This window comes from Buttiauxella cochleicola (assembly GCF_021282435.1).
Taxonomy (GTDB): Bacteria; Pseudomonadota; Gammaproteobacteria; order Enterobacterales; family Enterobacteriaceae; genus Buttiauxella; species Buttiauxella massiliensis.
The window spans coordinates 186,457-212,955 of sequence record NZ_JAJSOT010000007.1; the positions used below are offsets into that span (position 1 = coordinate 186,457).

Consider the following 26,499-nt stretch of genomic DNA (forward strand, 5'->3'; position numbering starts at 1 on the left):
GTGACTCACATGACAAAACCAGCATCAAGCATCAAAAAGATCCGCATGCAGCACTCACCTAAACTCCGTCAGGAAGCCCTTAAACTGGCTGAGCGCATTGGTGTTGCCGCTGCAGCACGCGAGCTCAACCTGGATGAAGCCGCACTGCACAAGGTCACTGAATAGCGGAACGGTGACAATCTCTCGCAGGAGGACAGGTTTGATAAGGTTCATATGATAGCCAAAATTAATTACTGTTTATTTATGCAGTATATCTATCATTAAATCTGATCAAGCGAACCGGCAATGTGGGCTGGCGATGTTATGAGCGAGCGGGATTAAAGGGCTTTACTGATGAAGGGATTACGCGTTGTGTAAATTTTTATCCTTGTGGTTGCTCCAAATCAGTTTGTGCTTCCTCAGCCGCTTTGCGGGCTGCTTCTTCCGCAGCAATTCGCTGGGCTTCTTCCATCGCTTTTTCAGCGGCAAGTTGCTTCTGGTTATAGATACTCCCTTCAGGCATCTCAACGCGCACAGAAATGAACTGGTCTGCCGGGATTTCTACAGGCTCACCGCTTTTAATGGTCTCCGTAAACGAACCATCCTCATTTTTCACACCAATCAAATTGCGGGCAAACTCGGGCGCGTCAGGGTATGCACGGTGATACGTTTTCACGAGAATGGAACCATCGGGGTTGACTTCATAGTCCAGCCAGACGAGTGGCTGGCAATTGCGGTCTTTGGGTACATCAAAGCCACCATCAATACCGCCCCACGCTGCGTCAGCATTCAGGCCTATGCACCCTTCGAGCAGATACAGGCCTATGCCCTGCCGGGTGACCCTGACCCCATCGGATTCTTCGTTGGTTTCTGCGCGTCCGTTACTGAAGATCCTCACGACCGGCGAAGCCGCCTTTAACGTGCCGTCCGATGCTTTTGTTGTATTTTGCGATGTGTAAACAATTTGCCCTGGTCGCACATCAAGCAATGTTGAAAAAGCATCTGATGCATTCGATCTTCCGCTGATTTGATATGAAATAGTTCCGCCGATCCCCGTCACACCCGATCGAAAACGCGGTGTACCGTTAATCATGACAGTTTCGGTCCAGACACTTCCAACGGATGCCAGGCCTTCAGTTGTTTTGGTGTACGGATTACCTGGAATTCCTGCCATATCGAGAACGCCAGTCATTTGTCCACCAGCCAAAGGCAGCGCCCCCAGTTTTTGCAGTGCCTGCGATGATGTTCCTGCGCCAGTACCGCCCTGTTCCACACTAAGGGCTGTTGTCAGTCCAGATAGTGACGTAATGTCATTGTTAGCCCCCTTCTTCGCGAGTGACTTCTGCCCCGGAACGGTGACCTGTTGACCATTAATTGTGAACGTCACATTCCCGGTACCATTCATGACATCCGCAAATCCGCTCATATACTTCTGATACATGCCGAACGTCTCAGCAATGTCCTGCGCCAGCCCGTCAACGCTCAGGCTATCACTGAGCAGGATGGCAAATTTCGTACCTGCTGCAATTGCAGGGCTGATGGCAGGAGTGACGGATAACGCAGTAGCACTGGTAACCGCAGTGAGCTGTAAAACCTGAACGGGATTTGTGAAGGTAATCAGCGTGCAGCCAACGCGAATGAGACTGCCTGCTGCGGTGAAGTTTGTGCCGGTACCGGTGATGGTGCTGCCATTGCCTGCAATAGTGCCTGTTGTGTAAATCATGTTTTCTCCTGACAATAAAAAACCCGCCGAAGCGGGTATTCATATGTAATGTGTGCGAGCGACCTACTGCCGCGATTAATACAGCGGGGGGAGTATCAAGGTTGGGAGCGGTGAAACGATACTGTTATCAGGGTAGGCGTATGCAAATCCTGTCACCTCTCCTGGCTGAACCGAAAGGCTTAAACCGTTTCGTACATAACCCATATTCTGGAACTGGGTACCACCTCCGCCTGGTCTCCATACCCAGTATCCGGGCATATCCAATACGATCATCCCATCTACATTTGTAGCGTCCCGAGATTTCGTCCAGCGCTCCTTCACAATAAAGGGGCGTTTATTTGTTGAAAATACACATTGCCCACGGGCATTCCAGACAGCCATCCCTGCGTTACCCGCCTCAGGAAAACCCGGCCCATACACGATGATATCCAGCGTGACATCCCTTGGTTGTCTATTCTCATGCTTTCCTTCTGCGTATGCAGTGAGCGTCGGCACATCCGGATCTGTGACATAAACGCGCGTGGATGAGCGGGCAACCGCAACGCCTGGCGCTGTCCAGTGCGCCGCGATGATTACTTTATGTGGGTCGATTCCTTCATAGGTAGGGATAGTCCAGGTGCCGTTAAATGTAATCCGCCCCTGGAACAAAACCCGACAGCAAGCCTGCTCAGTGGTAATTAATGTGAAATTAGCGCCCCCCTGAAGGAGCAAGCCAGCCGTTGAACCCTCCGGAGGAAGCTGAAAGATGCTCACATTGGTGGTAACTCTGGATACATCATCCCCGACAGTGCTTGCCATCTGGAGTGTCAAAGAGGAACCCTTGTCTACAAAGCCCGTCAGATAGGCGATGCCAACACCAGAGTCCACCGCCGTTGATGATGGTATTAACATTATTGAGCTTCCAGGTATTCTGCCGGGCAGTGCGACGGTCTGATTCCCCGCCTTGCGCTCTTCAGTAACCGTCGCAAGCCAGGATGGCACCTGCATCCCTGAGGTGACTTCTATCGGCCTGGTCCCGTCCAGATAATCAATCAGTATGCCTGCGCCCATTACCAGACTCCCACGTGAATACGAACGACCCCCGGGACATTCACATCCAGCCCGGTACCATCCACTTTGATTTTATTCCCGGAGCCATTAATCACCAGGCTGTCATTAAATTCAGCAGGGCCATTCTTCGGGATATTCCAGCCTGCTTTTCCGGCCTGATACCCATCTGATCGAAGCGAGTTTGTAATTTTACCGAAATCAATACTCGCATTTTTGAAGAATGCATCGTTGAAAAACGCTTGCCCGTTTTCGATGACAAACGGCAATGTCACCGCCCCACCCGCCTGCGACATCACGGCAAAACGATCAGCCAGAAAGAGTATCTGCGATTGCATGCCTGCAGGGGTATTTTCAACACCAATGCCCATGCCAGCCGCGTATTGCCGCCCGTTTGAGTCAACTGCAACCTTGATGCTGTACATCGCGTTGAGAGTGCCATCAATATTCGCAAGCGCCTGCGCATTCGTTGTGACACCTGCGCTCACTCCATTGATTGAGGCGTTAATCGCAGCAACCTGGGTCGCAGTTGACTGCTGATAATTCGCAACGGTCTGACTGAGACCAGTGATGCTCGCACCATTGCCATTGACCTTACTTTCCAGCCGCAACAGTGACCGCGCATTTGCCTCACGATCATTAGCAGTCGTTTCATCAATACGCTGAATCGCTGCAATGCTACTGCCGTACTGTGCTGTAATTGTCTGCTTCAGATTGACCTGCGCCAGTGTGTTCTGGATGAGTGCGATAGCCGTATTCTGCACGCCCCCTTTAATCGTTCCGACCTGACCCGTTTTGTCAGCGAGCTCCGCCGTTACTTCTTCAAATCTCGATGCTGTAGCGCTATCCAGCGTCGTGACAGCCTGGTCCAGAATCGTGATATCAGCCGTGTTCTGTGCCGCCACCCTGCCTGCGGCATCCGCTTTATTGCCCGCTGTTGTTGCCTTACCATCAGCCGTATCGGCTTTGTCTGACGCCACTTTCGTTGCTGCAGACACTTTATCGACCGCCGTGGCGCGCGCTTCAGTTTCCGTTGCGATAACCTGGCGCACTTCCGTGATATCCGCGGTATTTTTCGCGGTACCGTCCGCATTTTCACCAATTTTCGCTTCAAGATGGCGAACATCCGTAACGCGGGCCTCGGTTTCAGTCGCAATCACTTCACGCAGTTGCTCGAACTTCGCAGAGTTCGCACCGTTTTGCGCCGACTGGCTCACCACCACATTCGCAATCGCCAGCGCGTTGTGAATGATGGACTCTGCAGTCTGTTTATTTGCTCCCACAGCTGCGGCAAGCTTGTCTGCGTTCTCGGTGATGGCGCTGGCCATGTCGGCGACTTTCTGATTACCGTCGACGGCGCTTTCAATCAGGTCTTTGAACAGGTCGGTGTTTTGAATAGCGTCACCGATAAAATCCATTAACCCCTCTGAATCGGCTACGCAATGCCCGTCCACCTCTAAAAAACTTGATGATCCAAATGCATTGATGGTGCGAACGTACCACCAATAATGATGATCATTTTTAAGCCCCTGACTCGTCCATGACTGCCCCATACCCGCACGAGTTGCATGAGCCTCAACCGTTGTAGCACTCGCGTCGGCCAGCCTTGTTTCTCCTGAGGTCCAGAAATCGTATTGTGTGCTGACGTTTATAACTGCGGGCAATTTAGGAAGCAGCGTGATGGCAAAAAAACCATTCTGAATTTCAACGCTTGAAGGTGGTGGTGGCGCTTGAATGGAGAACTCGAGATAAGCCTCTGGTGAGTAAGCGCCGAGGTAACTTACTGCAATAACATGCGCCGTATAAGTACCGCGCAACAGACCAGACAACCGGCAGGAATTGCCAGGCGTTTGCACTGAAAAGACTATCTGGCCATTCTGCCGAATAATCACCCGGTTGTAGGCAATATTGCCAATATTGGTCCAGACAAGATTACCCTGGATTACCTGCCCTATCTCTTCAACGTCATAATGCAGATTCTGCGGCTGGGCAACTCCGCCCGGCTGAAGCCCGGTCAGGGGTGGCGACTCAACGACCACGCCGACCGCATCACCATACATATCCTGAGTTTCTTCACGGAGTGTGAGTGTGATGCCGCTTTGAGGGTCGAAATCCCACTTAACTACTCGGAACTCCACATTGTTTATTCCCAGGGATGCGATGCTTACTTTTGCATATCGACCAGGTCTGAATTTATACCCCCGGAAATTGACTGGCACTTCCATTGTGCGCCCCAGTCGTTTACGGTTCACAACAATGTGAGCCAGACGTTGCGCAGTATATGGATTGTTCACAAAGCGGAATTTAAAGTCCTGTTTTAGCTTCTTTCCATCCTTTGTTACCCATGCGTCATAGCTAACCTCAGGAAAGTCAGTCTCTACAAATCCCTGGTCCACATCAATATAAGTACCATTGATAGTATTAACCTTTTCCTTGTGAGACGTCTCTGGGACGATCTTAATATCACCAGCAATACACGACTCATCCAGCGTCATTGTGGCCGGTCCATAATAAGCGCCTACCAGCAGCCCGTGGCGGCCGCCGATATAGCTCAGCTCACCACCGCATGCCTGACACATATCCTCCAGGACTTTGGCTGGCTGCTCTTCCAGATCGAATTCACCATTAATGGTGTATCGATTCGAATAGCTATTATCAACGCTCTTAACGGGCTCATCACAGATATTGGCTGCAACCTTGTACTGCTCCATATCAATTGCGGAATCAGGAACATTCAGGACAGTTCGATAATAATCAAGAATCACCAGGGCGGCGTTATCAGTAAACTTTACCAGGCTATCTCGTGGGTCAAAGACCTCCTTACCTTCTTTGTGGAACTTAATGTTCGGCAGGCCTGAAGGGAATTTTTCAGCGTCAAATTTAAGCGAAATACGGCAAAATGAAATGCCTCGCCCGATCATGTCTTCCTTCCATGATGGGCAGTTTTCTTTCAGGAACGGATCAGCGTCTGTGCGGCTGTTGTGAATTTCATAAGTTACCAGGTTTCCATAGTTGCCAACCGCATCGTCTGCGAGCATAACTTTTGTCACCGCATGCAAAGGATGACCAGCCAACGCCAGCACCATATGCATCCACTCGCCTTTAACCTGATCACCAGCCTGCTCTTCAGCAAAAATAAGGACGCCTGATGATACTGTTCGTCCATAGACGATGTTTCTGCTGGCAGCACTTGCCCTTAAAACCTGTTTACGCTCTGCGGCATCCCGAAACGTCCCATAGCCCGGGGTTTTGGGTTTCAACGCCATCGAAGCAACAACAGACGCGATGGTCAGCGCAACTGCAAGAGCCACATATCCAGCCGCAGCTGCTGCTGATGCAGCAATAGCAATTGCTGCAGGAATTATTGCTGGTGGCATCGTGGACCTCCCCATGCACCCGTTATTTTGACATCGGAAAACAGACGAGCCCCCTCAGGAGAGGTCGCCCATACTCCAACAACCCAATAAATACCCGCTGTCATTCCGTTTTCACCTTCGAATGTCACTGCGTCTCCGCGTTGTACAAAAGCTGGATTTTTTTCGATCAGGTAATGGCTTAGACAAGCGGCAATATCTCCGCCTCGTTGTTGAATAAACTCAGTTGCACCGCGCTCACCTCTATAGTCGAGTTGCTGCCGCAAACTGGACCCATATTGAGCATCCATAGCGTCAGCAACTAGCGTGCAGCAGTCGTTTACGCCCCATTTGAAGCGCGCGCCTTCGAGGCTCTGCATGGTTGTCACCAGAGCCTGTTGCCAGTGTTGTTTTTTCATTTGGTTTACGCGTAGTTGAATGGAGGTGCGTCTTTTTTGCTGCCCCAGTAGATGGAGCGTTCAGACATTTGGGCGACATAACGGAAGAAACGATCATCCTGGTAAAGTGCGCGCTGGCTTTCGTCAGTGAATCTGTCTGAACGGCCTTCTTGCCACTTTTCAAAGATATTGGAGACGGTGTAACTGATTCCGCAGGTTTTACCGGCTACTGCCGACGAACTGGAGATAAATCCTTCATGTAGTAAATCAATCGCCAGTGGATTGCCATCATCAGCAATTGCTACAAGATAGGTGCGAACTGGACGATCCACGCATGGTTCATTGAGCGTTTGCGTTAACAACGCCGTATCCAGCCCTGATAATGAGAGGTTCATCTGCGAAGGGCTGATATCACTGGCTTCACTTACTGAGCCGCATTTACCCAGAGAACCCACCCCCAGATAAACATAGCCGCTCAGAACCAGCTCTCCAGCCCCAGAATGAACCCGAGTGGTACCGGACTCGAAATCTATCTCACAGGCCATACAGATAATTACTGATTCACGTTCAAGCGCCTGAACCATCGCGTCAGAAAATGGAGAATAGAGCATCAGAAAAACGCCTCCACAAGATTAATGGTAAAACTGCCGGTTAATCCCGGATCACGAGAACCTCCGTTCTCATCTTTATCTAGACGGAAAACGCCTGTTGGGTTCTGAACTTCAATATGAGTACCAGCTTGCGGCTTGCTACGTAGCATGGGAGCCAGGGAGATTTGTGCCGCACCGTTGCCATCCGAAGTCACATCAGCTGTTACCAGGCGAAGCTGATTACTTATCGAAACATACTGACCGCGCTTCAGAACCAGTGAACTAGCAACCCAGCCAGTTGAGTTGACCGCAACAAGATTCCCCGTGTCGATACCAGTAACTGGATTACCATTCGGTGCAGATTGCGGCTGGCTCATATCTCCCAGCACCACGCGGCCACCAGGGCCATCCATCTGTGCGAGAAACACGCTCATCTCACGGATTTCATCAGGTGGCAGATTTTCGAAGCGCATGTCCATAGCCCAGCGCGTACCAGGATACGTGACTATTTGCGTTGTACCGCTGAAAGGGCTTTCGAAACTGGCTGTTTTGGAGCGGAGGGTAAGATTCATTGAGGACGGCCGCAGTACCGCAGGCCATTGTACTGTTGCCATAATTCACCTGTAAAAAAGCCCCGACATAAGTCGAGGCTTAAAAAAGAATGATTAAAAGCCAGTTTCAATATGATTAATTTAATCCGCAAAGCTAATAGAATGCGCTTGGGATGGAGTTAAAATTCGATAAAGCTTTAGGCGATTTTATTAATCATTTCGTTTGAAAAGACTTTTCTAAATTTTCTAGTCTCTTTTGCATTTCGTCCGTAAATTGCGAGCTATCAAACAATGGATTACCATCAGCCCCATCTAGACGCATAACTTCAACCGTAAAAACAGCATCTGCCGGTGCTTCAACCTTTCCCCATTCACTAAAACGATTAGGTGCCAAACTCCAATCAGCTTTTTCGCCCGGTTCTAACCCTCCGGAAATCTGATAATTGAATTCTTTCACTAACCACGGAACGGATCTTCCAGGGGTAGCTATCGTCCCTCTGAAATAGGCACGTGAGATTGCTTTACCAGTATTATTTGCCACATTAATATCTATAACGGGCTTAGGGTCGCCATATTCTTCAGGTTGAAGATAAAATCTTGATTTAGTTACAGCAAATGATTTCAAGGCATTTTTGTCGGATAGTGATTTTTCTTTAGCCGATTTCAAATCAGAAATCTCTTGTAAAGCCTGTTCTTTTTCTTTAACCGCACGTTCGGCTCGAATTTTATCAGCCTCGGCAATAATATCATCTGCGGTTTTTCCATCTAGTGATTTAAATGCTTCTTGTTTTTTAGTTTCTGCCAAAACTTTAATATCAGCACTACTCTTACCGGAAAAAGCATCTTTCATTAAGTCAGCAATATTAAAATGACTAGTAATAACTAACGCCGCAGAATCAGAGAATCGCTCCTTCTGATCCTCTGGTAAAGAGTCTTTTATTTTAGAAATTGATGTCTTAATAGCTTCTTCAGAACTAGCATCAATCTTAGGCTTGTCACACCCGGCTAAAACAAAAACACACAATCCAATAACAATTAATTTTTTCATTATGCCTAAGCACCCCAAAAGTAAGTAATCAGTTGAATGATAACAATATTAATTGTCTATAGCATGATCTATCGCACCATTTTGCGAGCTTGCCCATTGGTTGCGAAATCCTGAATAACCATTTGATAACCCTCCTTAGCCCCTTGTTGCGCCGCCTGTTGCAGCATCGATTCAAGCTGTTTATCGCCGCTTCCGCTAATCGTGAAATGTTGAGTTATCTGAACAGGCTGACTGCCACTATTACCCCCGTTTGCCAGAAAATCTTTTAAATCGGCGTTAGTGCGTCGGTCAACCACTCGCTCCCCTCTATCCAGCAGCCACGTTCCTTCTTTAGGGACGTTGTCGATACCATCATGAGCCATGCCGACAGCCGATACCTGAGAAATCAGCGACGCACCAGCGGCTGCAACTGCTGCCATGTTTGCAAATTTCAACATCGGATTTGTGGCCGTGGGATCAGCCATGACCTGAGATATAGCGGTTGAAAGATTAAGGGTTGCTTGCGCGATTCCAAAAGCCTTTGATGCAGCAAACATTACTTTATATGCACCACTGCCCCGCTCGCCAATTGCAGCCAACGTATCTGCCATTGAACCCGCTATTGTGGACGCACTCTGAGAGTAACTTAGGACTTCTTTATTTTGTGATTCCGACTGCTTCTGAAGCAACGTGGTATAAAGCGCATGCCGCTTATCAGCAAAATCCTGTTCTGTTGCGAATCCAGCCTCATGATATGCCTGAAGCTGTGCAAGTTGAGTGTCATACTCATTCTGAGCGGCCTGCACAGGGTCATACTCCCCACGCATAGCATCAGCGTAGGAAACGGCATTATCCTTCGCTATCTCAACGCGGGATTTAAAATAATCCTCATCAAGTTTCGAGCGAGCATCCAGCACTGCCTTGTGATCCAGTTCCCCGGATTCCTCAAGCGCCTGAATCTCCACCATGCCATCGCGCAACTTGTCAGTAGCTGCGCGCATCGGGTCGTATTTCTCCGCGATATCCTCACGCTTTTTAGCGTAGTTCTCGTGGATCATCGTGATGGCTTTCTGCGCTTCTTCTGTCGAAGCAACACCCGCTTTCAGGTATTTACCAACCTTGTCGATTTCCTCCTGCTCTTTGAGTCCGAGCTGGTCGAAAGTATCAGATCCCGCCTGCAATATGTTCTGGTAATAGTTCTCCCAGGAATCGGCAGTCAGGCCACCCGCTTTCTTTTTGCCACCAGACTTACCATTTATAGCTTCAGCGTCTCCCTGCTTGCCATATTGCCCCAATCCTCCTTTAGCGGAGGTATCTTCAGGGCTGAGCAGAGGATTATTATCCAACGCACTATCAATATCATTTTTACGAGTTTGATATGTCAGAACCGCCAGCGTTTTATTGTATTCATGCTGGTCTTTATTCTTCTGCAGGTTCTCTTCGCGCGCTTTTGAGTTTTTCTGTATTGCCGTTGTTTGCTCGTCAAAAATGCTGGCAATTGCACCGGCATCAAAGCCCTTTAAGCTGGCTGCATTTTTAACCTGATTACCGAACTCAGCCAGTATAGAGATCAGAAGATTTACCCGGTCAGCAATCGAGTGATAGAACTCAAGCGCGTAATATTCACCCAACTGACCGAAGTAAATTAAGTCGGCCTTTGCCTCAGCAATGAAATCCTCAATTGTGGCTGGTAGTAGCAAGAGGCTTTCCACCTGGTTGCGAACCATGGTAGCCACAAGTTGCACGCCTTCCTCGGCCCACTTCTCAATCGTACCCGCGCCAAAGATGTCATCCAGTTGCTGCTCAATTCCGTTTAATGAACCTTCCCAGCTATGCAAAACAGTATCAACGTTTCCGTTGGTGAAGGTGCTATTGACGTCCTGCACCCCGTCGCTGATAGCCTGAAGAGTCTCCTTAACGATATCGCCAGGACCGGACTGGCTGAAACTCATTACCAGCTGATTCCAGTTATCCCCGAGGTTGGAAATCACGCCATTCAGGGTCTGTGATTGCTTATCCATTGCGCCGGCAAAGTCGTTATTGCCCAGGTCCTGAAGATATCGCTGGATTTCAGCAGAGCTGTTTTTTACCGTTTCCGTCACACCACGGAAGGTGAAAGAAATGGTATCGCCATTGCTTTTGGTTTTAATACCAAACTCTTTTAGACGTTCAAACTCCCCTGTTGCCGCATCAGCCACTGCCTGGACCATATCATCCAGGGATTTCCCCAGAGAAGAAGCTGTATTGCCGTAGGAGCGCATCGCCTCTTCAGATGGGTTAAGACCAAGGTTAACCAGATTGATGAACGCCTGCGTCGACTCCTGCAACGAATACGGCGTAGTTGCTGCAAACTGCTGAATGAGCCCAAAGGCCTGGCTGGCATTCTGTGCCGAACCTGTGGCCACCTCCAGTGAGGCCCGCAGACTTTCAAACTCACGGGTAACATTAATCACTTCATTCAAAGCGGCTGTTGCTGATACCGCAGCCAGTACAGGCGCTGCAAAACCCTTGATGACGCTCAGCAGCCCATTCGTGGCTTTCTCTGCTGAAGATCCGCCTTTCTGCACGCCAGATAACTCTTTATTTAGCTTATCCAGACCAGTAGACGATGCCACGACCAGAAGGCGCGCGGTTTCAGTTGTCATTCAGGGTTCTCCAGTAAAGGCGGTCGAGCGTGCGGATTTGTTCTACTTCACCCGGGGTGAATACCAGCCCCGTCAATTCGCAGTACGCTTTAATCTCCTGGTATGTCAGCCAGCTATCATTGACCAGGCGAAGCCAGGCATTCCAGAGATAGAGCAACGAATCAGGACAAGGAGGGAAATCCAGCGACTTTGGCTTTCGCCCCGTAGATTTCCAGATGTGTTCGTAGTGTTCGCGGTAGGTTGTGGTGGAGCCTTTGGGCTTGCGGCAAAGCTTAAACTCCGCCGTGGCGAATTCGATTAATCGCCCGCTGTCCCGGTCATGAACAGCTTTCGGTTGCTTGCAGCCCTGTCAACTGCACTACCAATGTGCGGTGCTTCGTAAAAGAAGTTACTGACCGACTCAATTGTGCACGGCTCCTCGAAGCTCCAGCTAATAACCAACGATGCCTGCAATTCGCGAACCAGCTTTTCCTGTGCTGGCTGCTGTTCTTTCTCTGGCAGTAACAGCGTTTCGCGGACCTGGCGGCGCATTTCTTGATCGGCGCGCTGAAACTCGACGGAATCAACACCACGAATCATCAGATAATGTTCGGTTTTCTCTCCGTTCGGGAGGGCCAGAGGGACTTTGATGCCGCGCTCAGCATTTTCGCGGGTAAAGAATGAAGACATAGCTTGTGACATAGCAAACTCCTGTAAGTAAAGGCGATCAAGTGATCGCCATTGGGTTATGCAGTGATGGTGTAGTTGAGGGTTGTGTCGTGGCCTGCGCCATCAGTCAGAACAATAGTGGTTGTCCCTGCGGCCTTATTGGTGACGACCAGTTTCCCACCTGAAATAGTTGCTGTGGCGGTCGCAGCTGCCGGAGCGGTCTTAATGGCAGGAGCCCCAAGAGACGCACCTGGAGGCTTAGCGGAAATAGTTAGCGTTGTGGTAGGTGTAGTGGATTTATTGGCAACGGTTACTGTCTGCGTTGGCGCTGTGCCGGTTACGGTGGCGCCGTTACTGGAGCCATCCAGAGCAAAGCTGTAGCTCGTCAGTTCAGGGGCTTTAGGGATGCGAGTAATAGAAATTTGAGAATCCAGCGTTTTGTCATACTGCGCTGTAAACGGCATGGTCAGCATAATATCATCCTCGCCGGTAACATCAGGCTGACCACCAGTGAACTTAATCTTCGGCAGACTGAACTGATATTGATTTCCCTCCGGATCGGACACCGTAAACGTCAGGGAAACATCTCCTTCACGGATAAACTCATTTACCAGCTCGCCAGACTCAAAATATGCCGTCACTTGTCCTGTCAACGTTGAGCGCTTCAGTGTCGGTCGCAGCGTTTTATCTGAGCCAATGACAAAACGTGTATCCATTCCATTAGTAAGGCTCAGAGTGATTTCCGTAGTGAGCGCCAGCTGTTTGCCAGCAATACTCATCGCCCCGGTAAATGAGTCCATCACCTGCGCTTCAGTGGCCACACCCAGGGTTGCACCAGTTGGCTCTGCCGCAGTCGATAAAGGCTGATCCTGTCCGATTGTTCCAAAAGTGCCTTTAACAATGGCATTGGCGCCCATCGTCAGCTGGAGCGTATTCATCTCCACGCCGAGATAGGTCCAGTACGGCACGTCAGTTAAGTCAGAAAAATGACGCAAGGCAGTAAATGATTTGCGCGCTACGCCAGCCTTCAGGACATTCCCGGTCCAGGTGCCACACAATACCGCCTCGAGTAACGCATCTTGCGAACCGTAGGAGAGCTCGAAGTTAATATCACCGCCAATGCGGCGCGTGCCGTGACGGATAGATGTGATTTGGCGATCAGGACGTAACTCTGCTGATTGCAGCGTGTCCTTTGACAAGCCAATCGTCACCCCTGTCTGGCGAACCAGATCAAAGGCTGGGGCCGCCGGAATTTCCCCATAGTTCGTTTCAGGAACGAGATACAGCGCGTGCATAGCACCACTGGACATAATTACCTCTCAAAGCGTGAAAACCAACGAATAGTCACTGGCACCACGTAGTACTCACCGTCAGGTACACCGGGAGATGGTGAGCAGGACCGGATAGTAAGCCAGGTACCACCCGACTCCAGACGTGTGCCAGCACGGTATGCCTGGCGCAATGTAGCGATATCTCTGGTGGTCTGAACCGTTCCAGAACCAAGCGGATAACAGAGCAGTACCTGCGCAAACCCTTCAGTGCCATCCGTTCCACCAGCCCCGAGCGAACGCACACCGATGTCACCATAATCAATGGAAAAATAAGCATGGAATTGTGCATTGGGGGGTGAGAATTTGTGATTAGGCCAACCAGTGAGGTCGTCTGAAGTGAGGCCTGTTGCCTGGTAAGATTTGATTAATGCGGCCTGGATATTCTCTACCGGGTCGCCCATGAGTGTTATCTCCGGTTAACCTGCCGTTGAACGGATTGCAAAATATCCTGCACACGCAGAACGTTGCGACGAACCATGCCTTGAGGCGCTTTGACAGCTGACCATCCGAGAAACTCAATGCGATAGGCGTAAGGAATATTATTCACCAGGCATACATCGACGCCCCATGTTGAACCATTCACCACAACTTCCATTGCGCGAGTGGTGCCCACGCCAGCAGGGTCGGTAACAGGCGACTGGTCTTCAGACGGTCTATCCGTGCTTGTTCGCCAACTGCCACGCAGAGTGCCATCCAGTACCGGGGTGTCGAAAATAATATCCCGATACAACCGCTGAATGAGTAAAACACGCGTGCGCTCGAGAGCGTTTTCAATGCGCATTTGCGCCGCTAAAAGTTCATCAGCAAAGGACATTACATGCTCCGGATATTGGCTTTGATAAGCACTGTGGTTTTCAGGTCAGGCCGAACACGATCGACATCACCCAAACCCAGCCATTTACCATCAACCTGCACTTCGTCACCTGATTTCAGGTCCCACTGAACGCCTACAGGAGAAATAAGCAGCTTCGCGTCACTCTTTTCGGTCGCAGTCTGCCCGACAGCCTGCAAAATGGATTCCACCAGTCCTTTGTAGCCAGCGCCAAGGAAAACGGCGTAAAGCTCCTGCGTGATAATGGTTTCAGGGGTCTCAGCCAGGGGATCGCTTGAGGGTGTTTTGCGGCGAAAGGTGAGTTTCAGATCATTGGCTGCCTTGCGGATAATGGCATTAACCCGTCCCTGCAATCGGATGTAGTTCATGCCCGCTCCACTCGCGCCTGCTGCAATAGCCCGACACTGCTGTCATAAACAAACCGGCGCAACATGTTATCCACCATTGGCGAGACAAACATGCCGCTGCTGCCCTGGTCCGAGTATTCAATTTCAATCACATCCACCTTTTCCCGCGTTGTTTGCGCGGTCGAGGTTGAGCTGGAAATGTCCTCAGTGAAAGCAATGCAGGCCAGTTTCATCTGCGCGAATTTAACCTCAGGAGGGATCTGATTTTCATCAATCCCCTTTAACCCCGAGCGTGGCCACTGCAATAGTGCATCAGGGAATGTTCTGGCTCCCCGATACTCATAGCTGTATTGCAGGCAATCCATGGCCTGATTGAGCAACACCTCGATAGACTGGTCATCAACAGGTAAGGATTCACCGCGCGCGTCCGCATAAGCTTTTAACTCTGACACACTTGCGTAGCTGTCCGCGCCGGGAACACCGGAGCCGGTCTCAATGATTAATGCCATCGTTCGACTCCGTTACGGTTAATTGACGCGTGTGCGCTTTGTCACGCCTGCTGGCATCTCTGGCTCTGGCTCTGGCTCTGGCTCTGGCTCTGGCTTATCAGCGATAATAGACGGCTCAATTTCTTTTGCCACGCTGCTACCTGAACCGGCTTTAGCCACTGACTGAGGTTCGCCATTAATCATCCGCATAATCTCATCCTGATCAGGATGAACAGGATAATGTTCATATCCTTTTGGGATAATACCGGCGACATTTTTCACATCAGTCTCAGTACCCTCACCCGCAAATAAAGCATTGCGGAAGGTCATTCCTGCGTGATTCTCGGCCAGCTCTCGTAGCTCCTGCTTCACAAAATGCGAGGGAACCCAAACCAGCGTTTTCTTAACAGACATTGAATGCCTCCATGGTTAGAAAAACTAAGGGAGGCTCGAGCCTCCCCTGTTAATTACAGCGACTTAATCAGGATACCTGGACCGTCTTTATCGTAGGTGCAGGTTTTATCCCAGTTGGTGCCGGTAGCCAGCGCCGCCGTGGTAGGAGACTTGCCACCACTAGTGATGTCCCAGGTGTGACCACGGATGCCGAGGTTGTAAGTCCATTCGGCCTGATACGTTGCCTGAATGTTCTCATTACCGTTTTTGGTTTCCGTGTTATCGGTAAACTCATCGTTGTTCTGCTCAACAATGACTGCCCCGTTATTCAGGCCCAGCGTGAAATATTTAGCTGGGTCAGTGCTAGGGTCAGAGCCCGCTGCAACCATCAGATTAGGGGAGTCAGTGATAACCAGCGGTCGACCGAAGCCATCAGACATAACCTTTACGGTACCGAAAGAGAAGAGCTGATTGGTGTTATCCAACGCGGTGGAGTAGATGTCATAAAGCGATTTTGAATGCATTAACCAGCAGCGGATATCCTGCGAGCGGTCGCCAAACAACGCCGCACCAGAGTTAAGGTTCTGGAGGGTCATGTATTTATGACCGCTTGTCAGCGCCGAAACATCCAACATCATTTTGGTGTTCTGCCCCACCGCTGCCACATACGCCGCAATGCCCGTGTTGAGCATATCAGCGAGGTTATCTTCAGCCAGCTGCTTACCGATTACGGCGCCTGCCTCAGCCTGGGAAGCTTTAATCCATTTGAGCATACCCGGGTCAATCACTACAGGTGGCGTACCAGCGGCAACCTTAACGGAATAGCTGACCAGCTGAGCCAACTGGACTGCTGTCAGAGCAGTATCAGCGTAGGCGTTACGGCGACGAACCAGGTTAGCAATTTTGGCCCATGATACTTCGCCATCAAAATCACCCTTGTTGATGGTGGATGAGGTCAGCACCAGCCCGCCACTTGTCGCTTGGTTGAACTTCTGGATGGCCTGATCCTGTGTCTCAGTCATCACGGTATAGATAGTGTTATGGAATACCTTTAAATCAGCGCGCATGAATTACTCCTGTGGTTGGTTAGCCGCTGCCCACGCCGCAATCTCTTTAGTTGATGCGGTCAGGAAATCTGGTTTCTTCAGCGGATTACCGCCGCTTCCACCTTTTTGTGGGTCGGCACCGCCGCCCGATGCGCTGCTGCCACGAAGCAACGGCGCGAATGATGGGTTGTCGTTGAACCCTTTTTTGAAGTCATCAAGCGATACATCACTGAAACTGCCATCACTGTCCTTCACGCGAACAACTGGCTCATCACCTTCGAAGTCCATGGCGAGGCCGCCACGAATATGTGGCAGCATCAGGTCAGGGCTATCAGACAGCTCGCCAGCCAGTTTCTGAGCCGTGGTCTCAAGGAACTGTTTTTCAAAGCGCTTACGCCAGGAAGCATCGCCAGTAGTCGCTTTTTCCGTTGCCTCAGTGAGTTGCTTCGTCAGCTTTTCAACCTGACGCTGAAGCTTTTGAGACTCGCCACCGGCTTGCAGGTCTTCCATCTGATCCTGCATTTCGTCAATTTTCGCCTGCAGTTCGCGTGTCTGTTGCTCGGCTTTCTTGCGCTGGTCTTTTTCATGCTGTTTGGCGCGCAACAATGAAGAGGTGTCTTCTTCACCATCAATATCAACAACCCATTCGCCGTCTTTCTCTGAATAGAGGGCGCGGTATTGCTCAGGAATGTCATCCTGTTTGGTGTATTTCTTTTTAAGTTTCATCAGGCACTGCCTTTAGAGGTTGGCTTTTTGGAACATCTCTGGATAGCTGCTGCGCATCTCAGAGAGTGTGAGAGGTTGTAGGTTATTAATGACCCGCTTCGAGAAGTCTTCGGGGGTAACGCCACCTTCCCTGAACAATTTCGCCCAGGTCGGGCCAAGTGATTCGTTCTGGTAGGTGTCCGGCATTTTCGAGAGCCATTCGTAAAACGATTCATCCTGAGGAACGTAACCCAGCGCTGATGAGCGGGTGCCAGGCTTTTCCTCTTTCCCCCAGTACGGCACCATGCGAGTGCGGCAGCGAGGGTGAAATGGCGGTACCGGCCCCTCACCTGTTTTATGAATGGTCAGGTCAAGAGATCGGCAGAGTTTCGATGTCCGGGAATCAAGTGTTGCTACCAGCTGATACTCATCGAGACCAGCTGAAAGTGATGATTCGAGGTAAGCGACGGATGAGACATGCTGGTAAGCCGTCTGGATAATGGTTTTAGCGTCATTGAGAGTCGCGTTCAGTGCGCCATCGCGAAAATCATTCGCAGCGGTACCGCGAATTGCCTTCAGTGTTTCCTGTACCGTTCGGCCCATCCCCCATGAAATCATCACCTCACGTTCAATGCGGCGTATTTCAGTTTCTGCCAGGCCTTTGACGTAAGGCTCCAGCAAATCACCCGTTCCGGTAATTGGTCGCGTGAGCGTTTTCGACCACAGTCCCGGCGTTTTGATTTTGCCGATATTGACGCCAACCGAGATGGCCTGGCTCGTCAGTATCCCGGCTTCAACATTCGCTTCATGGGTTGAGAGAGATTCCAGGTTATCCCAGAGTGAATCCAGATATTGCCCCCACAACTCCGACTGGGCAGCACGAAGTTCGCGCCTTATTCTGGCAAGGTTAGTGGGAAGATTAGTGTATCCAGCGAGGATTGAACGCACCGCCCGGTCAAGCTGTTTCAGTACCTTCTGGAAGTCCTTAATCTCGCCGTTCTTCAAGCGCTCCAGCATCACCTGGGCTTTGATGATATCGTTGCTGATCATTCATCTTGCCCCACCTGATTATCGCCACCCCGATCAAGGTCCGGCCCATCTTCCTGGTTGTCACGTTCATCCTTCCATTTCTGCCACTTCTTATCGTCCAGATAGCCAACGCCCGAGCGGCGAATGTTCCAGCGATATTCTTCATCCGTGATGCCACCAGCCTGCCATTCAGCAACAAGAATTTGCCGCTCCTGCGGGGTCATCTTGTTAAAGTCGTAATCGGTGGATAGTTCAAAGTTCACGGCGCCCGTTTCACCCAGAAATGCCTGGCACCATTTCAATGCCTGCATATACGCCTGGCTGACGTTTTTGGCGATGGTGCTCAGGACCGAGTCTTCCACCATCGATGAGCGATTGGTTTCCGTTGCTGTGCGCTGGGTGCTCTGGGTGCTCTGGGATTCAATAAGCTTCGCACCAAGTGAAGCGGCCCTTTTCTCTTTCGATTCCATGGCTGTCGCAAGCGCTGACGAATCAGGCATCGTTATCAACCCAGCCTGACCGCCTTCAGGCAACATCAGGAAAGTGCGGGAGCCAAACAACACAGGCTTATCATCCATAACCTGCTTCTTATGTTCGACCGTTATACCTGATGCCCATGGCGTTGGCTGGCCCAGCATATGCAGCGCCTCTTCATGGTCAGCTGAATTACGCAAATGACCAATATTCAGCTCTGCCAGTGGGCGCAACGGCGGGTTATCAATGCCGGGGTCATTGTTAGTCGAGCCGCCAATGATGAAAGGGATTTCCCGCCAGGGCGCCCCAGTGGAGTCGCGAATAACAACGCCATCCTCTATAGCGCTCAGCGTTTTTTCATCCTCGCCAAATCGCCAGACAGCCATGGTGTAACCAGCTTCTGTGAGTTGTAGTACTCGCCACTGGTCCTTCATAACCTGCTCGAATCCATCATCTTCAGATTCGTATTGCTCGTACAGTACCACCAGCGTCAGGCGCTGTTTGCCACCCACTCGCTGGGTACGCCAGTTAATGATTTGCTCTGGTTGGTATAGCAAAACTGTTGGCTTAACGCGCCCGGTAGCAATATCTGCACGGCTCACGCTGGCCTCGATACGTGGATAATCCACCAACAAACCGTAACGCCCGCAGGCAGCACACACACCTGCGGTTTCTTTCGCCTGCTGTTCAATCGCAATGCCCGAGCCATCGATATCAGCAATGACACTTTTGAGCAGCTCAGGCGCATCAACCTGCGGGTCACGGTAGAACATCTGACCGATTAACCCGGCATGGGTGCGCCCGGTGAAGTTGTAGTAAATAGCCCGTTCACGGTAATCGCGATTGCGCCGTTCGTCGTACTCGCTATCGCCCGAAGGCACCATGTCAGGCAAATATGTCTTCGTTTTAACATTGGCTTCAATCGCGTCCCGGATCATCTTCCAGATAGCCCGATACTGAACGAAATCAGGACGCTCATACATTTGATTCATTATCGTGCCTCAAGTGATTTAGCCAGGCGCGCAGCTTTCAGAACCCGATAACGAACATCGTCATATACGTGATCCTGTGCCGCCGTGTTCACATCGTCGGGGTTCTTATCGTCGCGGGGTAAAATCGGGAGTGTGGAAATTGCGGCCCGGCAGTGCTCCATAAAGAACAGGCCAGGCTTTTCTCCAGTAGTCGCATTTTTCAGGCGCTGACGGACCAGCTCCAGCCCGATTGTGCGTGAGCCTGGCGATTTATCTGACTTCTCCCACCAGATACCCTGCTCTCCCATAGTGCTGGCAATCGTTGGGACGCCTTTTTGCATCACGTTCCGGATCTGGTTATCAGCTGGCCCGGCGTTAACGTCCCATCGCCACAGGCGTTCGCGTTCAACAATCCCGACCGCTATTTCATCGGCTGAAAGCTTGAGCCCCTCATTGAGGCCAATCTCTTTTGCGCCATACCATTCGTTTATCCGGATAATGCTTCCCGGCGCAAACGAGCGCACTGTTTCGTACTGAACGAACTTATCGCCTTCAAGAACATCCTCAATGTAAGTAACCTCCTCACCGTTCGACTCAGCCCACCAGCCCACGCTGAAAGGATGGGTTGATCCCCAGTCAAAGGAGCGGTCGAGATACCAACCTTTCGGTACAGTAAAGCGCGGCACAATAATGTGTTCGGTGCGCCAGACATCATCGAGAGCACCGCCCGCAACGATATTCCAGTCACCATCCTTCATGGCTTTAACCAGTGATGGATCACCCAGACCATCAAGGCGCTCGAGATAATTGGGATCATGTCGAAGCAGCGTAGGGTTGTCGTCCAGCCGCGCAGGAACGTAAACGCGCAGCATCCCACCATCAGATGATTTCGTTTTAGCCGGTTTCAGCGGAACGCCGTAATCGACAAAGGTGCGCTTCACCCACGCATGGCCAACAGAGCCGGGGTTCGAACCACAGAGGATCATCGGTATCTTCTGGCGCAGGTTGAAGCCAGGGAAAATCTCACTATCCGGAATATCAATGGTGCAGCGAACACGGTTACGCAGATATCGATATTCGTCTTCATGGAAGTGTGTGAGCTCATCCATCAGCAGGACGTGAATTTCGGCCCCCTGGTATTTCTGGAGGTCTTTCTTGTGTTGCAGGTGGCACAGATGAATCTTTGAACCATTCCAGAAAATAATCTGGTTTTTGGATTCAATGATGCGCGCCTTCCCCCGCTTCACCAGTTCGTGGAGCATCACATGAAACGACGAGGGCCCTTCCATGTGGTTTTTGTAGAGGTCTGCGTAATGGCGGCGAAAGATATAAACCTGAAGCTTTGGCACAGCCGCGCACATCAGGATTGCCGCGATACGCATCAGGTGACTTTTTCCGCCACCAGCGGCTCCGCCGTAGAGTATTTCGTTAGCTGGCGTTATCAGCGCCTGGTGTTGTTTGGGGTGCAGGCTGACATCCACCGTATTTAGCCCCTACTTGTTTAATGACCGGTTCGACTAGCGCTATCGCCATAAGCGTTTCGCGTGGCAGGCGTTTAAGTTCTTTGAGTAGAAGCTTTTCAAGGCGCGTGACGTGATGGCTGGTTGGCATCATTGCCGCAGCACTGCGTATTTGTTTGTGCATGGTTAGTGTCCGGGGGAAACGGTTATGTTGAACTGAACAGGCGTGTCGTCGTCGCTGTCGTTGCCAGCTGTAATGTCGTAGGCTTCTCGTTCGAGACCAATCAGCGTTTTAAGCGTGTCGCCCAGGTCTTTCATAGCCTTAACGCGTGATGGCATGCTAATGACCTTTTGGTACAAGTCGTTGAGCTTATCCATGCCTTTGTCATCAGGCTGGCGAAGCATCTCACCCAACTCGTTCAACGCTGAAACGTCCGAACACTCTCCCGCCAGCTCATCTAACAGAGCATTAGCCAGTTCACGTGCGCGCTTGATATCACCACGATGCTGCATACGGACATTAGCAATAACTTCGGCGCTGGCCTCGATAAGTTGCCGTTCAGTTAAAGCGGTTTCCGTGGAAACCTGCCTGGAAACCTCACGCTTGGAAACCAGCGCATCCGCTTTGGCTTTTACCTTTGCTTTTAAATCTCGCTCCCACCCATCACGCTTTGCGCGCTTATTAATAGAGGTGTGTGTGAGGCCATGGTGTGAGGCAATCTCTCGCACCGACAGTACGCCAGCCCGGTATGCCGACTCGATGGCCTCCCAGTCTGGTTTGGTCATGGTCAATCCCGTTAGTTAAAGCCATTAAAAAAGCCACTCGGAAGTGGCTCTTGTGATGACAAGAAAAAAACACCCAAGGGCGGAATAGCTGTTTCACAATCGTTCGATTTCAATCGAAAATAAATTCGACAGAATGCATCTCTGTTAACTTTTCCAGAATGGTTAATTTTTTCACCTTGCCTTTTAGGAAATCGACGTAAAGATCAGATAACTCATTCCACTGCTTTGTTAAATTTGTCTTCTTTAATTGGCCCTCACACATCACCCACGCGGAGATTGAGTTGTGCCAACATTTTTTTAGTTCAATTAGAGCTGTTTCGGCTTCATTATCACCGGAAATCATGTAGGCCCTATCGCCCATACGCACTCTTTGAGCCATAAGGAAATCCCATTCATCAGGCATCATATGGACAGCATAATCTAAAGCCAAAAGAGACCTTTTAAACTCACTTCTTATCTTTGTTTTTTCTTGCTTTTTCCACGTATTAAGAGCTGAAGCAGCATAGAAAAGTGTCAAAAGTGAAGACCCGGCAGCAATCCCGGTAGCTATCGCGCCATATTTAACCCAATCTGCCGAGAGTCTTGTAGCAAGTAATGTCTCATGTGCTATGTAGTCAGTTATCATATTATCCCTTATATATTTATGGAGATAATCTTACAGCACTCTAAGTTATTGGTCAGCTATACCATTTTCAAGCCCACCCGCAGATGAGCTTTGTAATGGCCTATTCAGCTGGCTGGATATCGATGAAGTATTCCTTGCCCTGTTCAAATTGCTCGAAGGCAGCAGGATTGGATACCACCATCTGAAGCTGTCCACCCGGCGTGTACTTAGACCAGGCTTTGTTTTCTTCTGTATCGGCTGTTACCGGGCTCATGTGGATGGTGCGATGTGAATCGTCATCAGCTTTCTGAATAAAGTGACAGCGGAATTTGGCGCGAACGGTCATGGCTATTTCTCTTTGTTGTGGTCGTAAAAAAAAGCCCCGCTATTGCGAGGCTCGTGATTGTTCAATGCTTCGGATATCAAACTTATCCCGATTGCACTGCCCCAGCGCCGACAGCAGATTGACATTTAAATCCAGACTGGCCCCGTAAGTCAGCGGATCAGGAATAAACGGTTGTGGTGTTTCAGCGGTCAGGCTGGCTGGGGTTTGTTGCTGTGGCACTGGTACGTACACTGTCCGCGTATTGGCGCAGCCGGTTAGCTGCAACAGCAGGAATAGGCCGAGCAGCACAATCATCACCCGTAACAGCAGCTTTGATGTCGCTCGCGGCTCTCTGTGACTCCAGTGCGATTTGCTGTTTAGCATGCTGGTTTGTCTCCAGAACAATGTTAGTGATAGCGACAGTGCGGAGCATGTTATCCATGACAGCGCGGTTACTGTTGTTCTCACCCTGTAGCGTGGTCAGGCTCGCTTCGATGCGGGTGTTTTCATTCCAGAGCCATGCAATCACCACTAGCGCGGCAATAGTTAGCCACCAGCGCCAGTGCGCTTTGAATAGCTCAACCGCAGTAATGAAGGCCGTCATACCATCAGCGCCGCCCGCGCTTTGTTGTAGCGAGCCTTGCGGTCATCGAGACCGTTCAACCCACCGTTGATGATGCGAGTAACGCGGTTAATGTCGGCGTAAGCCATGCAGCCTTTTGAGGTGTAGAACCACGCAGCAGAGCGAACGGCCTGTAAATCCTGCTCGAGCTGTTCTGGTGCTGATACCAGGTCGATTTTCAGCGCAGCGCCACAGGTCCGATAGTTATCGAGGCCGGTAATCTGAATCAGGCCGCGCCCGCGATACTTCCAGCCATCACCAGCAGCTTTATTGCCGAGGCGGCTGCTGTACACCAGATTAGCGATAGCATCCTGGCGAGCTGCTTGCCTGGTTGTTCTGCCCAGCGCGTCAGCCTGTTGTTTGGTAATGCGTTTACCGAATGTGGCCACCAGCGCAGCCGGCGTGTAATTCAGGTTTTCCACCACCGCAGTGAAGCCACCTGATTCATGCCCTACCTGTGCGATAAACATCGCTTGGTCAGCCGGTGCAGTAATGCCGAACTCCTTCATTGCTACATCGATATGCGGAAACCAGCGCGCAGCTAACCCGGCACTGATGGAAGCTGCCATTTGAAATTGTTGTTGGTTCATGGGAAACCTTATTTAACGTCGCCACCGAAGCGAGTGCTGAATACGCGAGTAGCTATAGAGCGCACTTGCTCCACGCCTACGAAGCCAAGCGCGCCGCCAATAGCGATTGACAGAGATTTTGGCAGTCCAAAGTAATCCAGTGCGGAGACCGCTGTAAGTGTCAATGCGCCGCAAATAGCACCTTCCAGCATCATCTTCTTCCAGCCTCCACCCCCATAAGCAATGCGGAGTGTAGCCATCACCACGGAGAGCAAAACTGCACCCATGGGAGTGTCGCCGCGCCACCAGCTTTGTAGTAGTTCAAGCAACTCCGACCAGGAGTGAGGGTTGTTATGCATCTTCATGGTCTCTCACCTCGCTAAGGCGGGTGCTGTGTGATGGGAATAAAAAAGCCCCGCATAAGCGAGGCAGAAAGTTGAGGTGTATCAATCAGGTGAATATGTTGTCTGGTAGCCTGAAGTTGCAGCCCACCCATGTGTCAGCGTGGATGTTTACTGCCGCAGGTCTGGCTGTAGGCCTCGGTTCTATAGGAGTTCATAATATAAATGGCAGATATTCATCACTTTGAAAATCTTAAGCTCGGAACGAACTGCAACGACGTGAAGGATGTTGCAACAGAGGTCACAGCAATGAAACTGGCTCTCGGCTTGCTCTTCGCAAGACTTCCTGACGCCGACAAAAACCAGTTTCTTATTGAATTGACGCAATATGATTTTCCGCCTTTTGAAAAGCTAGCAACAGAGTTAAAGCAGTTCGCACAAAAATAAGCACAGGCCGCTTAGGCGGCCTTTTTGATTTTGAATATTGGCGCAAAGAAGACTATAGATTTTTTATCTTCACTAAGACCAAAATATGCTCTATCCAATTTTCCCATCCTTTTTCCTGACTGTAGTCGTAAAAAAGCCCCGGCAAATGCCGAGGCTGCGATATTGGGTGAAAAAAACCCGCATCACGGGATACGGGTTAAAAACTAATGAGGCGAATGTTGTTAATGAATATCAGGCAGTAAAACATCCACTGCTTGCCTCATAAACATACTCGTGCCATCAGGGTAAAAATACAACCAACAATAGTATGTAAAAATACTCATATATCATTGGTATATTTGCCTATTTCCATCCAGAAACGCAAAAACCCGCGCTCGGCGGGTTCTTTCTCATATTTGGTCGCTTATCGTCGCTGCCATCGTGGCGCAGCTTTGCCAAGCATGCCTGAATTATTCATATTTCTGGCCCGTTTTCAACTGCTATATCGAAATACGTGATTTAACGCTCATCCCTATTCGTTTGAATCAAGCATCTGTCTCCATCGTGCGGCGCACAGACAAAAACGCTCTCGCCTGAAAAATCTGGATACACCAGCGCACCCTCTTTCTTGCTTCTCCTGTCGTTAACCAAGGCGCCACCTGTTGCAGTTCCCGAGTGATGTCAGCAATTTTTGCTCGAGTAGCGTAGTAGTTAATTCCAATAAGGTATACCGGATCATCTGATTTGAAAGCCTTCAATACAGCGCGTTCTACCAGGTCTGCATCATCCCGCCAGCTCGCTTCATCTATCATTTCGCTCAGAGTGACTGACCAGAGAATAGTGTGTGCGCGACGGACGGCTTCTCGCCCTCTGAACCCTTCCTCGCGAGCCTGGTTTATTGCGGTAGTGATTCGAGAAAGTTGGGTGTCCGTCCATTCATCTTGCTTTGCACTGGATATAAAACGATTGCAGTTCTCAAGCCGATATTGCGCGCTGGTTTTGCCGCCAACACACTCACCCCAGACCGTAAGCAGTGATTGTATCCAGGCTGACTGAATGCTGGTGAGTGGAGTAAATCGGCCCAGATAGCTTTTGCGTGGTGCAGCTGCTGCGCGTTCTATTGCTGTTCGATGTGCACGGCGCTGTTTAGGTGTCACGCTGCCTCCTGCTGTTTGAGTTCTTTGAGCTTTGCTCGGTAGGTATTGCGGATATGGATGAAGTCAGCGCGCCTGTAGTTCGTCATGGAGTGAGGACCATTCAGCCAGTCGACATAATCCTGACCATATCGTGCCACCAACCCGTCTTCATATTGCTGGCTGACCGTTGCCTCTTTGCGAGTGAACTTACCTGCTCCGGCGTTACATGATTTGCACTGCTTGTGGGCATTGCGCTCTTCAAATCTCAATTCAGGATGTGCACCAACTGTTTTGAAGTGACCGCAATCCCATTGACCACCATGGAGATCGAGCGGGTTGGTGATGCCGCAACTGATGCATGAATGATGGCGATCGCGGAATCTGATGAAGCTGTTGAATGCTACCTGTGCCTGTTTCAAGAAATAAGCATCAGGGCGTAACTCTTCACGCTTCGCCTTACGACGCTTGCGCCCTTCCTTCTCTTCTTTGAGTAGCTGTTGCTTGGCATTTCGTTGCGCCTCAGCTTTAGCGGCGTCATTCACCGCTTTACCATGACTGCTGGCACATGCATATGAGCAAACGAACTGACCGTCACGTGATGGATAGAACCACTCACGGCAGACTTTGCACTTGCGACGAGGTTGCTTAGCCAT

Annotated in this window: 30 protein-coding genes and 4 pseudogenes; 1 reads left to right on the top strand and 33 read right to left on the bottom strand. The window is 50.4% G+C overall.

The genetic code is table 11. From position 1 onward, the window contains the following. Nucleotides 1–9: 9 nt before the first annotated feature. A pseudogene (locus LVQ77_RS16935) lies at nucleotides 10–150 on the top strand (IS3 family transposase); the annotation flags it as partial. Here the strand turns inward: LVQ77_RS16935 and LVQ77_RS16940 are convergent. The 33 genes and pseudogenes from LVQ77_RS16940 to LVQ77_RS17095 all read right to left on the bottom strand — a co-directional run. Beyond that, nucleotides 136–213: pseudogene (locus tag LVQ77_RS16940) on the bottom strand (DNA polymerase V subunit UmuD); the annotation flags it as partial. The pseudogenes LVQ77_RS16935 and LVQ77_RS16940 sit on opposite strands and share 15 nt — an antisense overlap. 148 nt (nucleotides 214–361) lie before the next feature. Continuing rightward, a complete protein-coding gene (locus LVQ77_RS16945) occupies nucleotides 362–1,702 on the bottom strand; it encodes a phage tail fiber protein (RefSeq protein WP_232905044.1) in 1,341 nt (446 codons plus the stop codon). 75 nt (nucleotides 1,703–1,777) lie between these two features. After that, nucleotides 1,778–2,752 (bottom strand): DUF6453 family protein, encoded by a 975-nt coding sequence (locus LVQ77_RS16950; protein WP_232905045.1) that lies wholly within the window; start codon nucleotides 2,750–2,752, stop codon nucleotides 1,778–1,780. Continuing rightward, the gene (locus LVQ77_RS16955) at nucleotides 2,752–6,126 is read right to left on the bottom strand and encodes a phage tail protein (RefSeq protein ID WP_232905046.1); all 3,375 of its coding nucleotides are present in this window, start codon (nucleotides 6,124–6,126) and stop codon (nucleotides 2,752–2,754) included. Before LVQ77_RS16955 ends, LVQ77_RS16950 begins: the two co-directional genes overlap by 1 nt. Beyond that, the gene (locus LVQ77_RS16960) at nucleotides 6,111–6,521 is read right to left on the bottom strand and encodes a DUF6950 family protein (protein ID WP_232905047.1); all 411 of its coding nucleotides are present in this window, start codon (nucleotides 6,519–6,521) and stop codon (nucleotides 6,111–6,113) included. Before LVQ77_RS16960 ends, LVQ77_RS16955 begins: the two co-directional genes overlap by 16 nt. Before the next feature lie 5 nt (nucleotides 6,522–6,526). Next, complete coding sequence (locus LVQ77_RS16965) at nucleotides 6,527–7,111, bottom strand: hypothetical protein (protein ID WP_232905048.1); 585 nt, start codon at nucleotides 7,109–7,111, stop codon at nucleotides 6,527–6,529. After that, a complete protein-coding gene (locus tag LVQ77_RS16970) occupies nucleotides 7,111–7,704 on the bottom strand; it encodes a hypothetical protein (protein WP_232905049.1) in 594 nt (197 codons plus the stop codon). The genes LVQ77_RS16965 and LVQ77_RS16970 overlap by 1 nt, the downstream gene beginning before the upstream one ends. A 151-nt stretch (nucleotides 7,705–7,855) precedes the next feature. Further along, entirely contained in the window at nucleotides 7,856–8,689 is an 834-nt protein-coding gene (locus LVQ77_RS16975) for a DUF6694 family lipoprotein (RefSeq protein ID WP_232905050.1), read from the bottom strand. A gap of 68 nt (nucleotides 8,690–8,757) precedes the next feature. Further along, nucleotides 8,758–11,313 (bottom strand): tape measure protein, encoded by a 2,556-nt coding sequence (locus LVQ77_RS16980; RefSeq protein WP_232905051.1) that lies wholly within the window; start codon nucleotides 11,311–11,313, stop codon nucleotides 8,758–8,760. After that, nucleotides 11,303–11,611 carry a phage tail assembly chaperone gene (locus LVQ77_RS22495; protein WP_503489114.1) on the bottom strand — a complete coding sequence of 103 codons (309 nt, stop codon included), beginning with the start codon at nucleotides 11,609–11,611 and terminating at the stop codon, nucleotides 11,303–11,305. The genes LVQ77_RS16980 and LVQ77_RS22495 overlap by 11 nt, the downstream gene beginning before the upstream one ends. After that, a complete protein-coding gene (locus LVQ77_RS16990; protein ID WP_232905053.1) occupies nucleotides 11,611–11,994 on the bottom strand; it encodes a hypothetical protein in 384 nt (127 codons plus the stop codon). Before LVQ77_RS16990 ends, LVQ77_RS22495 begins: the two co-directional genes overlap by 1 nt. Nucleotides 11,995–12,038: 44 nt before the next feature. Further along, complete coding sequence (locus LVQ77_RS16995) at nucleotides 12,039–13,271, bottom strand: phage tail tube protein (protein ID WP_232905054.1); 1,233 nt, start codon at nucleotides 13,269–13,271, stop codon at nucleotides 12,039–12,041. Between the two features lie 2 nt (nucleotides 13,272–13,273). Then, on the bottom strand, nucleotides 13,274–13,693 hold the full coding sequence (locus LVQ77_RS17000) for a phage tail terminator-like protein (protein WP_232905055.1): 420 nt from the start codon (nucleotides 13,691–13,693) through the stop codon (nucleotides 13,274–13,276). Nucleotides 13,694–13,698: 5 nt separating this feature from the next. Then, nucleotides 13,699–14,106, bottom strand: coding sequence for a hypothetical protein (locus LVQ77_RS17005; protein WP_232905056.1), 408 nt, complete (start codon nucleotides 14,104–14,106; stop codon nucleotides 13,699–13,701). Beyond that, entirely contained in the window at nucleotides 14,106–14,492 is a 387-nt protein-coding gene (locus tag LVQ77_RS17010) for a hypothetical protein (RefSeq protein ID WP_232905057.1), read from the bottom strand. Before LVQ77_RS17010 ends, LVQ77_RS17005 begins: the two co-directional genes overlap by 1 nt. Further along, a complete protein-coding gene (locus LVQ77_RS17015; RefSeq protein ID WP_232905058.1) occupies nucleotides 14,489–14,980 on the bottom strand; it encodes a DnaT-like ssDNA-binding protein in 492 nt (163 codons plus the stop codon). Before LVQ77_RS17015 ends, LVQ77_RS17010 begins: the two co-directional genes overlap by 4 nt. Nucleotides 14,981–14,998: 18 nt before the next feature. Next, nucleotides 14,999–15,373: a hypothetical protein gene (locus tag LVQ77_RS17020; protein WP_232905059.1), complete on the bottom strand. Its 375-nt coding sequence runs from the start codon at nucleotides 15,371–15,373 to the stop codon at nucleotides 14,999–15,001. Between the two features lie 53 nt (nucleotides 15,374–15,426). Next, on the bottom strand, nucleotides 15,427–16,419 hold the full coding sequence (locus LVQ77_RS17025) for a major capsid protein (protein ID WP_232905060.1): 993 nt from the start codon (nucleotides 16,417–16,419) through the stop codon (nucleotides 15,427–15,429). Nucleotides 16,420–16,422: 3 nt separating this feature from the next. Next, nucleotides 16,423–17,124 (bottom strand): hypothetical protein, encoded by a 702-nt coding sequence (locus tag LVQ77_RS17030; RefSeq protein WP_232905061.1) that lies wholly within the window; start codon nucleotides 17,122–17,124, stop codon nucleotides 16,423–16,425. Nucleotides 17,125–17,136: 12 nt separating this feature from the next. Further along, nucleotides 17,137–18,153 carry a minor capsid protein gene (locus LVQ77_RS17035; protein WP_232905062.1) on the bottom strand — a complete coding sequence of 339 codons (1,017 nt, stop codon included), beginning with the start codon at nucleotides 18,151–18,153 and terminating at the stop codon, nucleotides 17,137–17,139. After that, nucleotides 18,150–19,598 (bottom strand): DUF4055 domain-containing protein, encoded by a 1,449-nt coding sequence (locus LVQ77_RS17040; protein WP_232905063.1) that lies wholly within the window; start codon nucleotides 19,596–19,598, stop codon nucleotides 18,150–18,152. Before LVQ77_RS17040 ends, LVQ77_RS17035 begins: the two co-directional genes overlap by 4 nt. Beyond that, nucleotides 19,598–21,058, bottom strand: coding sequence for a phage terminase large subunit (locus tag LVQ77_RS17045; protein ID WP_232905064.1), 1,461 nt, complete (start codon nucleotides 21,056–21,058; stop codon nucleotides 19,598–19,600). Before LVQ77_RS17045 ends, LVQ77_RS17040 begins: the two co-directional genes overlap by 1 nt. Beyond that, a complete protein-coding gene (locus LVQ77_RS17050) occupies nucleotides 21,006–21,221 on the bottom strand; it encodes a hypothetical protein (protein WP_232905065.1) in 216 nt (71 codons plus the stop codon). Before LVQ77_RS17050 ends, LVQ77_RS17045 begins: the two co-directional genes overlap by 53 nt. 2 nt (nucleotides 21,222–21,223) lie before the next feature. Further along, nucleotides 21,224–21,823 (bottom strand): hypothetical protein, encoded by a 600-nt coding sequence (locus tag LVQ77_RS17055; RefSeq protein ID WP_232905066.1) that lies wholly within the window; start codon nucleotides 21,821–21,823, stop codon nucleotides 21,224–21,226. 109 nt (nucleotides 21,824–21,932) lie between these two features. Further along, nucleotides 21,933–22,448, bottom strand: coding sequence for a hypothetical protein (locus LVQ77_RS17060; RefSeq protein ID WP_232905067.1), 516 nt, complete (start codon nucleotides 22,446–22,448; stop codon nucleotides 21,933–21,935). Nucleotides 22,449–22,548: 100 nt separating this feature from the next. Beyond that, nucleotides 22,549–22,773, bottom strand: coding sequence for a hypothetical protein (locus LVQ77_RS17065; RefSeq protein WP_232905068.1), 225 nt, complete (start codon nucleotides 22,771–22,773; stop codon nucleotides 22,549–22,551). A 39-nt stretch (nucleotides 22,774–22,812) separates the two neighbouring features. After that, nucleotides 22,813–23,136 (bottom strand): Rz1-like lysis system protein LysC, encoded by a 324-nt coding sequence (gene lysC / locus LVQ77_RS22390; RefSeq protein ID WP_370645053.1) that lies wholly within the window; start codon nucleotides 23,134–23,136, stop codon nucleotides 22,813–22,815. Then, nucleotides 23,075–23,356, bottom strand: a pseudogene (locus LVQ77_RS22500) (hypothetical protein); the annotation flags it as partial. The pseudogene LVQ77_RS22500 and the gene lysC, both read right to left, overlap by 62 nt. Continuing rightward, on the bottom strand, nucleotides 23,353–23,964 hold the full coding sequence (locus LVQ77_RS17075) for a glycoside hydrolase family 19 protein (RefSeq protein WP_232905070.1): 612 nt from the start codon (nucleotides 23,962–23,964) through the stop codon (nucleotides 23,353–23,355). The gene LVQ77_RS17075 and the pseudogene LVQ77_RS22500, both read right to left, overlap by 4 nt. Nucleotides 23,965–23,972: 8 nt before the next feature. Then, a complete protein-coding gene (locus tag LVQ77_RS17080; RefSeq protein ID WP_232905071.1) occupies nucleotides 23,973–24,308 on the bottom strand; it encodes a phage holin, lambda family in 336 nt (111 codons plus the stop codon). Nucleotides 24,309–24,488: 180 nt separating this feature from the next. Then, a pseudogene (locus LVQ77_RS22395) lies at nucleotides 24,489–24,605 on the bottom strand (hypothetical protein); the annotation flags it as partial. Nucleotides 24,606–25,255: 650 nt separating this feature from the next. Further along, nucleotides 25,256–25,867, bottom strand: coding sequence for a hypothetical protein (locus LVQ77_RS17090; protein WP_232905073.1), 612 nt, complete (start codon nucleotides 25,865–25,867; stop codon nucleotides 25,256–25,258). Next, the gene (locus LVQ77_RS17095; RefSeq protein ID WP_232905074.1) at nucleotides 25,864–26,499 is read right to left on the bottom strand and encodes a recombination protein NinG; all 636 of its coding nucleotides are present in this window, start codon (nucleotides 26,497–26,499) and stop codon (nucleotides 25,864–25,866) included. The genes LVQ77_RS17090 and LVQ77_RS17095 overlap by 4 nt, the downstream gene beginning before the upstream one ends.